Genomic DNA, 14813 nt, shown 5'->3' on the forward strand with positions numbered 1-14813 from the left:
AGACGGACGGCCCCGGGCCAGGGTGCTCACGCACCCGACCGGGGGCCGCCGTCGACCGCCGACGGCGGTCAGTGCACGCGGACCTCCGCAGTGGTGCGCGACGACGCGACCGTCGTGCCCTTGCTGTACGTCACCGTCGCCTTGTAGGTGCCGCGGCGGTCGAGCGCGCGCCCGGGGACGCGCACGGTTGCGCGGCCGTTCGACACCCGCACCTTCCCGGTGTGCACGACCTGCCCAGTCCGGGTGACCCGCACGGTGGCGGAACCCTGGACGGCCACCTTCGTCCGCGCGGTGACCCGGAGCTTCGCGGTGAGGCCCGCGCCGCGCGCGACGGTCTTGGGTGCCGTCAGCCTGCTGGTGGACGAGCTGCGCACGACCTGCACCTTGGTCTTCGGCGACGTCGCGGCGTGCTTGGCATCACCCGAGTAGCGCACGGTGAGGGAGCGCTTGCCGACCGGCAGCTTGCGCGCGGGCAGCTTGACCGACGTCTTGCCCTTCGCGAGCGTGCCGGTGCCGACGACGCGTGAACCGTACAGCAGCTGGACGGTTCCCGTCGGCGTCGACTTCCCGTCCTTCGCCGTCACACGGACCGCGAGCCGAGCGGACTTGCCGTAGGCGACCTTCGGGGCGCTGGCCACGACCCGCACCGGGGAGGACGACGTGACGACCGCGATGGCCGGCTCCACGTTGCCAGCGCCGTCGGTCGCGCGGACCTGCACGGTGGTGCGCGTCGCGGACAGACGCACCGGAGCCTGGTAGTGCTTCCACGTCCCCGAGCCGAGGCGGTACTCGACCAGTTCGACACCCGAGGTGGCGTCCTGGGCCTTGACGGTCAGGCTCGTGGGGCCGATCGTGGCCGTGCTCGCCGGGGCGACCGTGTCCACCTTGAACGTCCGGCTGACGGTCGCGGACCGTCCCGCCGTCGTCGTCGCGCGGACCCGGACCGTCGTGGTGCCCTCCGGAAGACTGACCGGCGTGTTGTACGGCGCCCAGCCCGCGCCCGAGGAGATCTCGATCATCGGGGTCTCGGCAGTGGCGAACGCGTCGACAGCCGTGGCGGTGACCGTCGTCGCTCTGTTCAGCCAACCCGAGGCTGCTGCCTGACGGGACGTGTTGATCCGGACCGCGGGGACCGAGGCCGCCCACAGCTCGGTGAGACCACGCGAGCTCAGCGCGCCGAGGAGCGTGTTGCTGCTCGTCGTCAGCCCGCGCCACACCTGGTTCGAGCCGGTGGCGCGGGAGTAGAGGCCCGGCTGGCTGGTCTGACGGTTCAGGTCGAGCGCGTTGCCTGGACGGCTGACGGACATGACGTGGCCGTCCGCCTCGAACTTCCACCGCTGCGCGGCGTCCGAGGTGCTGCACGGCTCGGCGGTCGTGGGTGACGCGGCCTTGAGGCACAGCTCCGGGCGGTCCGCGGGGTGGATGCGCCCAGACGCGTCGGCGAACCAGCGTTCAGCTGAGCTGCCGGTGCAGTCGGCGGCCTTGGGGGTGACACGGACGCTCGTCGTGCCGTCCTTGTCCTGGTCGAGCGTGAGGCACTTGCCGCCGTCGACCGTGACGACGGTGCCGCGCGGCAGGACCCGTCCGGGGGCGTCGAGGAAGCCGCGGTCGGTCAGGTGTCGCACGAGGTCCTGCTGGGCGTCCGACACCGCGGCATCGCCCATGTCGGCGCTGTGCTGAGCAGCGAAGGCGCTCACGAGCGTCGCCTGGTCGGAGAGCTCCTGGGCGCGCTCTGCGACCTTGCGGGCGGCAGGGCTCAGCGCCGAGAGGTCGTCGGACCAGCCACGGAGCGCGATCTGGTCGGCGGCGCTGAGGACCGGGACGGCCGCACCCGCGAGCGCCTCGAGGCGCGGGCTCATCGCCTTGAGCTCCTGCGTGCGAAGAGCCTCGTAGCCGGCCTCTTGGCCGACGACGACGGGGGCCGCCATGGCGGGCAGGTCCGGGTCGATCGCGATGCGGTTCCCCAGCGGCGTCGTGACGCCGTTCTCGCGGCACGCGAGCCGGGCACCGGTGGGACGGTCCGCCTCGGCGACGTTGATGTTGACCTGCTTGACGCCGCTCGAGGCGTCGATCTGGACGTGGCGCGTGGGCTTCGACCGGAAGGTGATCTCGGCCCAGCAGGCGCGGGTCGCAGACGTGCCGGTGATGGTGGCCTGGGGCAGGTCGAACGTGACGCCGTAGTTCGAGCGGAAGGCAGGATACAGCAGCGTCTGGCTCGCGTTGTCGGGGTTGTACCCGCCGAGGATGGTGCGCACGGGCACGCCGACCTGGGCGGGGCTGGGCCGGTCGAACGACGGCGTCTTCGCCCTGGCGTCGACCCACCTGCCTGCGGTGGCGTCCCAGTCGCGGTAGCCGCTCGGGTAGGACTTGTCGGCGGTCAGAGCCTTCAGGGAGCTCTGGATGCGCTTCTGGCTGTAGCCGGTGACGTGGGTGTAGTCCGACACGGTGCTCGCGTCCCAGCCGCCCGCCATGGTGTCGGTGTTGAAGTTGTAGCGGCCGGCGAGGTTCTCGGTGAACGTGGCGCCGTTGATGTCCCTGGCGGCGACGAAGCTGGCCGTGGAGAGGTTCGAGCGCATGAGCCCGCGGTGGGCGATGTAGCCCCACCCGGACTTGAGGTGGTGCGTGGCGTGGCGGGCGATCTCGTCGCCGGCGAGGTCCCACCTCATGCCTGGGTAGTGGCCAAGCCCGTACGAGTGCCCGAGCTCGTGGCTCAGCTCGTTGCCGACCGAGTCGTAGAGGGTCGCCATGCCGTTGCCGCCGCTGAGGCCGTGGTTGTGACGGCCGTTGGCGTAGAGCCCCGCGGAGTGGTGAATGACCCGCTGGTTGGTGATGCCGGGCTGCGACTGGTTCATGGGGGAGCTCGTGATGCCGAAGGTCGCGAGGTTGATGCCGGTCGAGACCTGAGCCTTGCCGACGTTCTCCCGCATGTCGCCGGAGTAGACGCCGCCCTCTCCGGGGCTGGGCGAGTCCTTCGTGTAGATCGCGCCCGAGGCGACGATCACCTTGTCGAGCTCGACGGCCTCGTACTGCGCCATGACCAGGCGGGACACGGGGGTCGTGTCGAAGTAGTCCGAAGCGCTCCAGGCCGGGTCGGTGATGAAACGGTGGCCGTTGCTTACGGGGGCGTCGGTGAGCATGCCGAGGCGGATGTTGTTGACGACGAGCTCGGTCGGCGCACCGACCTCGATCGTGGGGACGGAACCGGTCTGGCCGGCGGCGTCGGTGAAGACGAGGTTCAGGCCGGGGCGGACCCAGTTCCACGGCAGCTCGACGGACCAGGCGCGCAGCGAGTAGGCGACGGTCCCGCGTGCGTCGAAGCTCTGGTCGGTCGCGGGGATCCGGCGGGGGTGGTTCATGGTCAGGGTGCCCTGGACCTCGGAGCCGACGCGGACCTGCACCGTGACCGACGACGTCTCCTGCTTCGGGGAGAACAGCAGCAGCGCGGTGCGCTCCGCGACGACCGTGGGCATCTCGGCGGCGGAGTTGCCTGTCGGGGCGACCGAGCTGCTCTGGGCGAGCTCGACCTCTCCGCTGAGCGTGCCGGTGAGGTCGTTGCGCAGCGGGCGGGTCTTTCCGTCGCGACCGAGGTCGCGGAAGCCGATGTCCGCGGCAGGGAGGCTGCCGTCGTCGATCGAGATCGTCGAGGCGACTGCCGCGGCGAGGGCACGGTGCGGCGTCGGGGAGGCGCTCGCGGTCACTGCGGGTGTGAGGCAGAGGGTCGCGGTGAGCGCGATGGCGCCCAGGCGTGCGCCGCCGTGTCGGGGCGCGGGGGCAGGCTGTGACATCGATGTCCTTGTCGTGCGCGTCGTGGGCTGGCCGGACGGGGTCCGGGAGGGACCGCATCCGGCAGCCTAGCGCAGACATCAGATGTCAGACGAGCGTCTCTGTGCTGGTCAGTCGACGTCCCCGCGGATGTCGGCGACGAGACGCTCCCGCAGCGACTCGAGCTCCCCGCGCAGCTCGGCGGGCACGCGCCCGTCGAATCGGTCGAACAGCTCCTCGGTCGACGCCGCCTCGACGAGCCCGGCGCGCGGATCGACGTCGAACAGCTCGGCAAGGTCCCGCTCCGGGATGTCGAGGCCAGCGAGGTCGAGGTCCTCGAACCGTGGCATGAGACCGACCGCGCCGCGCACGGTACCCGGCGCGTCCGGGCCGCGGCGCGAGTCCGTGCGCCGCGCGATCCACTCGATCACGCGCGAGTTCTCCCCGAAGCCGGGCCACAGGAACCGGCCGTCCGCGCTCTTGCGGAACCAGTTGACCTGGAACACGAGCGGCCTCGTCGACACGTCGAGCCCTGCACCCACGCGCAACCAGTGAGCCCAGTGCCCGGCCATGTCGTAGCCGCAGAACGGCAGCATCGCGAACGGGTCCCGCCGCAGCTCGCCGACCGTCCCCTCGGCGGCGGCGGTCTGCTCGGAGGAGATGGTCGCGCCGAGGAAGACGCCGTGCTCCCACGAGTAGGCCTCGGCAACGAGCGGCACGTTCGTCGCGCGGCGCCCACCGAAGATGATCGCGTCGACCGGGACGCCGGCCGGGTCCTCCCAGGTGTCCGCCATCGACGGGCACTGGGACGCCGCGACCGTGAACCGCGCGTTCGGGTGCGCAGCGGGCCGACCGCAGCCGGGCGTCCAGTCCTCGCCCCGCCAGTCGGTCAGGTGTGCGGGCGGGGCGTCGGTCATGCCCTCCCACCAGACGTCGCCGTCGTCCGTCAGGGCGACGTTCGTGAAGATCGTGTCCCGAGCGATCGTGCGCATCGCGGTCGGGTTGGTCGACCAACCGGTACCGGGCGCGACGCCGAAGAACCCGGCCTCGGGGTTGATCGCGCGCAGCGTCCCGTCCGGGCCGGGGCGCAACCACGCGATGTCGTCGCCGACCGTCTCGACCGTCCACCCGGGGATCGTCGGTTGCAGCATCGCGAGGTTCGTCTTGCCGCACGCCGACGGGAACGCGGCGGCGAGGTGGTAGGCGCGGCCCTCGGGCGACGTCGCCCGGATGAGCAGCATGTGCTCGGCGAGCCAGCCGTCGTCACGAGCCATGACGGACGCGATGCGCAGCGCGAAGCACTTCTTGCCGAGCAGGGCGTTCCCGCCGTAGCCCGAGCCGTACGACCAGATCTCGCGGGTCTCCGGCAGATGCACGATGTACTTCGTCTCGTTGCAGGGCCAGGTCACGTCGTCCGGGTGCGGGGCGGGGATGCCCGACGCCGTCGTGTGGCGTGGGCGCGAGCTGTCCCGCGGGACGGGGAAGAGGTCCGCGAGGCCCGGCTCGTCGACGAGCGGACGCAGCGGCATGCCGACCGTGTGGACGGCGGGGACGAACGGCGCACCCGCGTCGATGCGGGCCGTGACCTGCGCGCCGACGCGCGTCATGATGCCCATCGACACGACGACGTAGGGCGAGTCCGTGAGCTGGATGCCGAGCTGGGAGATGGGCCCGCCGACCGGTCCCATCGAGAAGGGCACGACGAACATCGTGCGGCCCCGCATGGCGCCCGCGGCGACGGTGTGCAGCTCGCGGCGCATCTCGTCGGGTGCGCACCAGTTGTTGGTCGGTCCGGCGTCCTCCTCGCGCACGGAGCAGATGAAGGTGCGCGACTCGACGCGCGCGACGTCGGACGGGTCAGAGCGGGCGAGGTAGCTGCCTGGGCGCTTCTCCGGGTCGAGGGGGAGGAGCGTGCCGGACTCGACGAGGTGCTCGAGGAGCGCGGCGCGCTCCTCGGCGGAGCCGTCGCACCACAGGACGTGGTCGGGCTCGAGGAACGCGGCGACGGCGTCGACCCACTCGCCCGCGGTGAGCGGACGGCCGAGCGCGTCGCGCGGGGAGGGCAGCATGCCCGGCGCGTGCGGCAGTTCGAGGCGGGGACGGTCGATGACGCTCATCGGTTGCTCCTGTCGTGTGCGGCGGGCGTCGGCAGCCCGTCCTGCTTCCACCCTTGCGCCCTTCAGCGCACGATTCACGAACGGGATCGCGTGAAGATCGCTCGATCTTTCGCTATCGTCAAGCGATGGACCTCATCACGCTCGGGCGCCGCATCAGGCACTTCCGGACCAGCGCCGGTCTCACGCTCGACGACGTCGCGGCGGCGACCGGCCTCGCGCCGTCGCAGCTCTCCCTCATCGAGAACGGCAAGCGCGAGCCGCGCATCAGCGCGCTCGGGACGCTCGCGGTCGCGCTCGGCGTCGACGTGCCCGCCCTCCTGTCGACCGAGCCGCCGTCGCACCGCGCGGCGCTCGAGATCGAGCTCGACCATGCCCAACGGTCGACCACCTTCGGCCGGCTCGGCCTCCCCGAGGTCAAGTCCAGCCAAAAGCTCCCGCTGCCCGTCCTCGAGACGCTCGTCGGCCTGCACCGCGAGCTCGCACGCCGCGACGCGGAGGCCGTCGCGACACCCGAGGAGGCACGACGCGCGACCACCGCGCTGCGCCTCGAGATGCGCGAGGTCGACAACTACCTGCCCCAGATCGAGGAGCTCGCCGAGCCGCTCGTCCGCAAGGCCGGGTACACGTCGGGCCCGCTCACGCACCGCGTCGTCGCGGTGCTCGCCGAGCAGCTCGGCTTCACGATCCTGCACACCGACGACCTGCCGTCGTCGACCCGCACGGTCACCGACCTCGCGAACGGCCGGATCTACCTGCCGCCCGCCTCCATCCCCGGCGGCCACGGGCTGCGGTCGCTCGCCCTGCAGGCGATCGCGCACCGCGTGCTCGGCCACGAGCGGCCCGCCTCCTACGCCGACTTCCTGCGGCAGCGCCTCGAGATCAACTACTTCGCCGCCGCGTGCCTCGTCCCGCGCTCGGCGGGCGTCGACTGGTTGACCGCGCGCAAGAAGGAGAAGGACCTCGCCGTCGCGGACTTCCGCGACGCGTTCGGCATCGCCCACGACGCCGCCGCACAGCGCTTCACCAACCTCGCGACCGCGCACCTCGGCATCCACCTGCACTACGTGCGCGTCGACGGCGCCGGCACGCTCATGCGCGGCTACGAGAACGACGGCGTGCGCTTCCCCGCCGACGTCACGGGCTCGATCGAGGGGCAGACCGTGTGCCGCCGGTGGGCGGCGCGGCAGGCGTTCGCGTCCCGCGACAGGGCGAGCGAGTACTACCAGTACACCGACAAGCCGAACGGCACGTACTGGTGCTCGACGCAGACCGGCACCGCCGAGAGCGGCGAGTTCTCGATCAGCGTCGGCGTGCCGTTCAGCGACGTGAAGTGGTTCCGCGGTCGCGAGACGACGCGCCGCATGACCTCCACGTGCCCGGACGCGGCGTGCTGCCAGCGCCCGCCCGAGCGGCTCGCGCAGCGCTGGGGCGACGCCGCGTGGCCGAGCGCGAAGATGCACAGCCACGTCCTCGCCGCCCTTCCCCGGGGCACGTTCCCGGGCGTCGACGACGGCGAGGTGTACCGCTTCCTCGAGCGGCACGCCCCCGCCTGACGGCTCCGCACAACCTTCCTTGTCTTCGCGAGCGGCGCCCCGCTAGCGTGACGTGTCACGGGGGCACCGCGACGAGCGCGGACGCACCCCGTTCCCAGGGGGGGGGCGGATGAGGCATCAGGCAAGCGGCATCACAGACGTGGACATCGACGAGAGCGCGGCGTCACGCCGCGGGACCGGATCGCCCGCGCGCACTGCGGCACTGATGGGCGTCGCCTTCGTCAGCGCGGCGGCTGCGCTCGCCCTCCTCGCGTTCCAGACCCTCACCAGCCTGGCCGACCATGCGACCGGCGACGCCTCGCTGACGTTCCCGGTCCGGGGCTGGCTCGAGTCGATCGGCGCCGGCGTCGAGACCGTGAGCATGTCGTACGTGGCACTCACCGACACGGAGTCGCGGCTCCTCGCAACCGCGGATGTGCTCGAGCGCGCGTGGCCTGCCGCGCTGCTCGTTGCGGCATCGACCGCGCTCGTTCTCATCGCCCGCGGACGTGGCGTCCGCCGGGTCGCGGCGCGCACGCTCATCATCGTCGGTGCGTGGCAGGTCGCAGCGACCGTCGCGGCTGCGCTGATCACGAGCAGCGTCCTGCCCGACGTCGCGGCCCGGGTGCTCGGCACGGACGTCGGCTCTGCGCTGGACGCCGTCATGGCCGACCTCGATCGGGCGTCGTCACCCGTCGCCAACCTCTCGACGGGGCATCTCGCGCTGGGGTTCGCGATCATCGTCATCGGGCTGGCGGTGCGCCTCTGGGGCCGCGCATCGTCGCGGCGGCCCACTCACGAGGGCATGCTCCCACCCGGGCGATCCAGCGCCAGCAATGGTGAATCGCCCGAGTGGGGCATGTAGTGGTGACGACTCTGCTGCAGTCAGTCCGACCCCTTGTCCCCAGTGGGACCTCGCTGCCCCCGTGGCCTTCCACTAAAGAAGACCGATATGAGCATCGATATGAGAGCGCCCGCCGTGAAGTACCCATTCGCGGGGGATCCCACGGTGAGGAAGGTGGCAACAACCATCGCGCCGCATGTAACCATGGCCGCCCACCAGCAGATCGCCAGAGTCTTGGCGCTCACTTGCATCGTGAGTCCCGGTACTCGCCGACGTGGAGGTACTGTGGCACGACCGTCGTGCCGACGCCGATGTATCGCAGATAGAGGCACTTCTTGGGGCTAGAGTTCTCCGCCTTGCCGGCGTGGTATACCAATCGAAGCCCGCCAACAAGGCATGCCCCTGAGAGGACCGCACCCGCAGCTGCACTCGCGGGAGTCTTCGCCAGCTTGATGGCCCATGCTGTGCAGAACGCGCCAATGCCAGATGCTCCGCCGACCGAGTTGGCAAGGGTCTTAGTCTCTGCGCGAGTGAAGTGAATGTAGACGCCAATTCCGATCGATGCGTAAGGGTCTGCTGTGATCGGGTAGGTGAAATCGCCGGACCTGTGATCTATGACCTGGACCAGATTGTCACCGCTCACTTCGTACCGAGTCGGAACCTCTCGTCCGTCAGCGTCGCGCGCCCAAGGCGCCTCGATTGTTCCAATCGTCGCACCATGTCCGAGAACCAGCACAGAGCCGTCCTCTTGCGATTGGAGATCGGCCCCCACGAAACGGTATGTGTACCGTTCTTCTGCGCTTCGCCCCTCCAGCACCGAAAGAAGTCGGAACGATCCGTCAGCGATCCCCTGCACGGCGATCGAGGCGTTGTCGTCACTTTCAAAAACCACAGTTCCGTCGCCAGCCTGGCTGCCGGAACTTGATCGTACGAGATCTGGGAGCTCAACGGCAATCTCAGGAACTGATGGGTCTGTAGATGCAACCTCGATCTGGCCGTCGCCCTCAGTGGGGATTGTGATGCGGGTGTGAGTGCTGGACGCGCGGAACTTATCGCCCACTTCTGTTGGATCGATCAATGTGCCAACCTCGGGCGCTACAGCAGCGATGCTCTGGGCGACTTCATTGGCGGCGGCGTTTGCGTCGCGGGCCTGTGCGATGCCAGTAGAGCTGATGAGAATCGCCGCAGCTGTGGCGAAGGTGATTGTCGTGCGGGTAGAGGTTGTCATCTCTCTCTCTCTCAAGTCGCCCCTCGTAGGGCCGGCTCGCTCCCCCTGCGGAGCGCACGGAATCAACCTAGCGTCGGACTTGAAGAATTTCTACCCTCTGTCCTCGGATCCTTGGAGAAGTGTCTTCGGCAACCTGCACGCGGCGTGAATGGCGACTCTAGATCGTGACCCGGCCGATGCTCCACGATGGGGCGCGTCCGGCGATCCCGGGAGCCGTCCAGGCACCCCCTGAGGCTCTGGCGTCGACGGCGGCGAGGTGTATCGCTTCCTCGAGCGGCACGCTCCCGACTGACGGCGCGGCGCTACAACCCTTCGTCGATCATGCGCAGCAGGTGCGGCAGCGCGTTGCCCACGCGCAGGCCGTCATGCTCGTGCTCGTTCGTGATCCACGTGCGCACGTTGCCGACCTCGGCGGCGGTCTGGAGGGACAGGTCCGCCGGCACGAACATGTCGTCGTGGTAGACCGCCGCGACGACCGGAACCTCGTTCGCGGCGAGCCGCTCGCGGTCGTACAGCTCGGGCCACGACGTCCGCGCGTGCAGCGCCTCGGTCGCCGCCCGGAACGGTCGTAGCTCGGCGATCTCCTCGAACATCCAGGGCAGGATCATCTCGCCCGTGAGCTGGAGCGGCCGAGCGCCGGGAGCGAAGTCAGCGGGCATCGTCGCGGCGGCGGCCCAGGGCGTGACGTCGTCGCCGCTCGCATAGATCGACTCGTGCAGCACCGCGTACAGCGGGTTCGTGCGGAAGCCCGTCGCGGACTCGAGGCCCGCGAGGAACGTGTCGGAGAGCCGCTCGTCGGCGCCCGGTGCGCCGTCGGGCAGGAACGCGTCGTCGAGCAGCCAGTGGATGCGGTCCGCGCCGGCCTGCATGCCGAGGTCCATGCCGAGCGACTGCAGGCGGCGGGTGCTCACGACGTCGCCGTTCAGCAGGCGCGTCTCGCCGGCGTCGAGCACGTCCGCGACGCGCGCGAGGATCTCGGCGTCGCCCGGGTGCCGACGGCGCATCGCGTCATTCTTCACCAGGGTGCGCGCCCACGTGTTCGTGTAGAGGGCCGTCGCGTCCGGGTGGATGCTCGCGAGGCCGCCTGTCACGAGGCACGCGTCGAGCGCCTCAGGATGCCGCGACAGGTACGTGAGGGTGAGGAAGCCGCCGTACGACTGGCCGAGCGTCGTCCACCGCCGCCCGCCGTAGACCCGCCGACGCACGGCCTCGGCGTCGGCGACGATCGCGTCCGCGCGGAAGTGCGCGAGGTACTCCGCCTGCGCCGCGGCCCGGGCCGCCGGGTCCGAGCCCGCGCCGTCCGCGAGCGCCGCCATGGTCGCCGCGGTCACGGGGGTCGAACGCCCCGTGCCGCGCTGGTCGAGCAGCACGACACGGAACCGGTCGAGCGCTGCCGCCCACCAGCCGTCGCTCCCGAGCGGGCGCGGCGACCTGCCGCCTGGGCCGCCCTGCAAGAAGAGGAGGAGAGGCAGGTCGTCTCCCGCACGGGTCGCCGAGACGAGCTCGCGCGCCAGGACCGTGATCGTGCGCGGGTCCGCGCCGTCGTGGTGGACGAGCGGGACCGTCACCACGTGGTCGACGGCACGGATACCGGGCAGGCGGTGGAGGCTCATGAGCCCATGCTCCCACCCGGGCGAGGAGGACAGTCATGGGTGCGCAGGTCATGCGTGACGGATGCTCCTCGATACGCCACGATGTGGGGGTGACCACGCCCGGTGATCCCGCGATCCCTCCGAGCGACCCCTGGGACGCGGGGCGCGACGACGACGGCGTGGTCGAGCGCCGCGAGCCACAGTCGTGGTCGCCGGAGCCGCTGGTCCCGCCTCGCGGGGTGCCCGCGCCCGGGACCGGGGGACAAGACTCGTGGACGCCCGAGAACGTGGACGCACAGTGGACCGCCATGGAGCAACAGCTCCGCGACGACGAGTCCCTCGCGAGGGCCTTCGCCCGGTACGAGCGAGAGGCAGACCGGCCGCGCACCCGCCGCCAGCGGCCCGAAGCGTGGCACGTCCCGTCGCCGGCCACCTCTCGAGCACCCCGCCGGGACAGCAGCCCGCTCACCGGGTTCCTCGTCATCGTGATCGTCGTCGTCTCCCTCATCGCGGGTTACAGCCGCTGGGGCCCGAACCGGGTCGACCCGTCACTGACCGTGCCCATGTCCGACCTCGCCGACATGCCACGGGTCACGTCACGGCTCCGCCCTCCCGCGGGGTTCGAGGAGCAGCGTGAGCGGCTGCTCCCCGCCGTCAGCACACAAGGGCTCGTCGGCACCTACGAGTTCTTGAACTACCACGACCAGATGCCGGTGACCTGGTCGCCCTGCCGGCCGCTGCGCGTCGTCGTCGACGCCGCGCGTGCGCCGGAGGACTTCGTCGACTGGGTGAGCCACGTCCTCGCCGAGGCGAGCGAGCTGACGGGCCTGCAGATCATCCTCGACGGCACCACGAGCGAGCGGGTCAGCTTCGAGCGCGAGGCATACCAGCCGGACCAGTACGGCGGGCGGTGGGCTCCCGTGATCATCGGGTTCGCCGACGAGGCGGAGATGCCGGGGCTCGCCGGCACCATCGCAGGGCTCGGGGGTTCCTCCGCGCTCGAGTTTGGCGGCAGTGTCGGATACGTGACAGGCGCCGTCGCGATCGATACGACGATGCTCGACTACCCGCGGTACGCGGGGGAACCGGGCTACGTGCAGGTGCTGCGCCACGAGGTCGGCCACATGCTCGGCCTGGACCACGTCGAGGACACGGACGCACTCATGCACCCGAGCGACTCGACGAGGACGTCGTGGGGTCCGGGCGACCGTGCTGGGCTCGCCGTCCTCGGCTCAGGGGAGTGCCAGCCGGACCTCTGACCGGCCCGGCGGCGCGCAACCTCCCAGACGCACGGATCGCCCGCCTGCACACTCCACGTGTGCAGACGGGCGATCCGTGTGTGGAGAAGGAGGCCGAGCGGCCTACTTCACGTCGTCGTCGACCCAGTCGAGGGTCTTCGTGACGGCCTTCTTCCAGAGGCGGTACTGACGGTCGCGCTCTTCCGGCTCGATCGTCGGCTTCCAGCGGCCGCCCTCGACCCAGTTGTCACGGACGTCCTGCTCGCCCTCCCAGAACCCGACCGCGATACCCGCCGCGTAGGCCGCGCCGAGCGCCGTCGTCTCGGCGACCTTCGGTCGCACGACCTCGACGTCGAGGATGTCCGCCTGGAACTGCATGAGCAGCTCGTTGGACACCATGCCGCCGTCGACCTTGAGCTCCTTGAGCGGGACGCCCGAGTCGGCGTTCATCGCGTCGAGCACCTCGCGCGTCTGGAAGGCCGTGGCCTCCAGAGCAGCACGCGCGATGTGGTTCTTGTTGACGTACCGGGTCAGGCCGACGAGCGCCCCGCGCGCGTCGGAGCGCCAGTGCGGCGCGAACAAGCCCGAGAACGCCGGCACGAAGTACGCGCCACCGTTGTCCTCGACCTTGCTCGCCAGGTGCTCGATGTCCGGCGCGTCGTCGAACATGCCGAGGTTGTCACGCAGCCACTGCACGAGCGACCCCGTCACCGCGATCGAACCCTCGAGCGCGTACACCGCAGGCTGGTCGCCGATCTTGTAGCAGACCGTCGTCAGCAGGCCGTTCTCCGACCGGACCGGCTCCGTGCCCGTGTTGAGCAGCATGAAGTTGCCGGTGCCGTACGTGTTCTTGGCCGTACCGACCTCGAAGCACGCCTGGCCGAACGTCGCGGCCTGCTGGTCGCCGAGGATGCCGGCGATCGGCACGCCGGGCACCATGCCCCGCGCACGGCCGTGGCCGTACACCTCGGACGACGAGCGGATCTCGGGGAGCATCGACATCGGGATCGTCATGTCCCTCGCGATGTCCTCGTTCCAGTCGAGGGTGTCGATGTTCATGAGCATCGTGCGCGACGCGTTGGTGACGTCGGTGACGTGCACGCCGCCCTCGGGGCCGCCCGTCATGTTCCACAGCACCCAGGTGTCGGTGTTGCCGAACAGCAGGTCGCCGCGCTCGGCCGCCTCGCGGGCACCCTCGACGTTGTCGAGGATCCACTTGACCTTCGGGCCGGAGAAGTACGTCGCGAGCGGCAGCCCGACGATGTCCTTGTACTTCTCGGGGCCGTCCGAGCCACCCAGCTCGTCGACGATCTTCTGGGTACGCGTGTCCTGCCAGACGATCGCGTTGTAGACCGGCTTGCCGGTCGTCTTGTCCCAGACGACCGCCGTCTCGCGCTGGTTCGTGATGCCGACCGCCGCGACGTCCTCGTGCGTGGCGTTGCCGCGCGTCAGCGCGATGCCGACAGCCTCGCGGACGTTGTTCCAGATCTGCTCCGGGTTGTGCTCGACCCAGCCGGCCTGGGGAAAGATCTGGTCGTGCTCGAGCTGGCCGACCGAGTGGATCGTGCCCTCGTGGGTGAAGAGGATCGCCCGGGAGCTCGTGGTGCCCTGGTCGATCGCAAGGACGTACTTCTTCGTCATGGTCCAGGTTTCCTTCGCGTCGTGTGCGGGGGGTCAGGTGTGCGTGCGGAAGGCCGCCGTTCGTGGCGGCCTTCCGCGCTAGACAAGGTCAGGCGACGGCGGTGGCCAGGAGGCCGGCGAGAACACCGCCGATGATCGGGCCGACGACCGGCACCCAGGCGTAGCCCCAGTCGCTCGAGCCCTTGCCCTTGATCGGGAGGAGGGCGTGCGCGATTCGGGGCGCGAGGTCACGTGCCGGGTTGATCGCGTAGCCGGTCGGCCCGCCGAGGCTCATGCCGATACCGACCACGAGCAGCGCGACCGCGAGCGGGCCGAGCTCGTGCGGCGAGTTGCCGAACTGCAGGATGACGAACACGAGCACGAACGTGCCGAGGGCCTCCGTGACGAGGTTCCAGCCGTAGGAACGGATTGCCGGGCCGGTCGAGAACACAGCGAGCTTGGAGCCCGAGTCGGCGTCAGCGTCGTCGAAGTGCTTCTTGTAGGCGAGGTAGGCGAGGACAGCGCCGATGAACGCGCCGACCATCTCCCCCGAGAGGTAGACCAGGGTGCTGGTGACGTCGACAGGGATGCCGTCGACGTAGTTCTCCTGCTTGTTCGCGATGATGCCGAACGTGACGGCCGGGTTGAGGTGCGCGCCCGACTTCCACGCCGCCCACACGCCTGCGTAGACGGCAAGCCCCCACCCGAACGTGATGACGACCCATCCCGCGTTGAATCCCTTGTTCTTCGGGAGGACGACGTTGGCGACGACGCCCGCGCCGAGGAGGATCAGGAGTGCCGTGCCGATCACTTCGGAGACGAAGATGTCGGTCAGTGTCATGGTGTGCCCGCTTTCATTGACTTCGTTGTCGTGGATACC

9 protein-coding genes are annotated in these 14813 nt (G+C 70.2%); 3 read left to right on the forward strand and 6 right to left on the reverse strand.

Features of this window, described 5'->3' with window-relative positions; genetic code table 11:
- Positions 1–68: 68 nt before the first annotated feature.
- Together AC4F3Q_RS00265 and AC4F3Q_RS00270 are read right to left on the reverse strand one after the other, a co-directional pair.
- Positions 69–3785, reverse strand: a complete 3717-nt coding sequence (locus tag AC4F3Q_RS00265; protein ID WP_491038275.1) for a M66 family metalloprotease — start codon at positions 3783–3785, stop codon at positions 69–71.
- Positions 3786–3893: 108 nt separating this feature from the next.
- Positions 3894–5831 (reverse strand): phosphoenolpyruvate carboxykinase (GTP), encoded by a 1938-nt coding sequence (locus AC4F3Q_RS00270; RefSeq protein WP_491038825.1) that lies wholly within the window; start codon positions 5829–5831, stop codon positions 3894–3896.
- 173 nt (positions 5832–6004) lie between these two features.
- Here AC4F3Q_RS00270 and AC4F3Q_RS00275 point away from each other — a divergent pair, with 173 nt between their 5' ends.
- On the forward strand, positions 6005–7432 hold the full coding sequence (locus tag AC4F3Q_RS00275; RefSeq protein WP_491038276.1) for a helix-turn-helix domain-containing protein: 1428 nt from the start codon (positions 6005–6007) through the stop codon (positions 7430–7432).
- Positions 7433–7541: 109 nt separating this feature from the next.
- Positions 7542–8276 (forward strand): hypothetical protein, encoded by a 735-nt coding sequence (locus tag AC4F3Q_RS00280; RefSeq protein WP_491038277.1) that lies wholly within the window; start codon positions 7542–7544, stop codon positions 8274–8276.
- A gap of 220 nt (positions 8277–8496) precedes the next feature.
- On the opposite strand, the gene AC4F3Q_RS00285 is transcribed toward AC4F3Q_RS00280, so the two are convergent.
- Positions 8497–9498 (reverse strand): hypothetical protein, encoded by a 1002-nt coding sequence (locus tag AC4F3Q_RS00285; RefSeq protein ID WP_491038278.1) that lies wholly within the window; start codon positions 9496–9498, stop codon positions 8497–8499.
- A gap of 287 nt (positions 9499–9785) precedes the next feature.
- On the reverse strand, positions 9786–11096 hold the full coding sequence (locus AC4F3Q_RS00290) for an alpha/beta fold hydrolase (RefSeq protein WP_491038279.1): 1311 nt from the start codon (positions 11094–11096) through the stop codon (positions 9786–9788).
- Between the two features lie 89 nt (positions 11097–11185).
- Between AC4F3Q_RS00290 and AC4F3Q_RS00295 the strand changes: the two genes are divergently transcribed.
- Positions 11186–12334: a matrixin family metalloprotease gene (locus tag AC4F3Q_RS00295; protein ID WP_491038280.1), complete on the forward strand. Its 1149-nt coding sequence runs from the start codon at positions 11186–11188 to the stop codon at positions 12332–12334.
- A gap of 102 nt (positions 12335–12436) precedes the next feature.
- On the opposite strand, the gene glpK is transcribed toward AC4F3Q_RS00295, so the two are convergent.
- Together glpK and AC4F3Q_RS00305 are read right to left on the reverse strand one after the other, a co-directional pair.
- Positions 12437–13954: a glycerol kinase GlpK gene (gene glpK / locus AC4F3Q_RS00300; protein ID WP_168446428.1), complete on the reverse strand. Its 1518-nt coding sequence runs from the start codon at positions 13952–13954 to the stop codon at positions 12437–12439.
- A gap of 88 nt (positions 13955–14042) precedes the next feature.
- Entirely contained in the window at positions 14043–14774 is a 732-nt protein-coding gene (locus tag AC4F3Q_RS00305) for an MIP/aquaporin family protein (protein ID WP_168446427.1), read from the reverse strand.
- Between the last annotated feature and the right edge of the window lie 39 nt (positions 14775–14813).

The sequence above is a fragment of the Flavimobilis sp. BM9 genome (genome assembly GCF_058313055.1).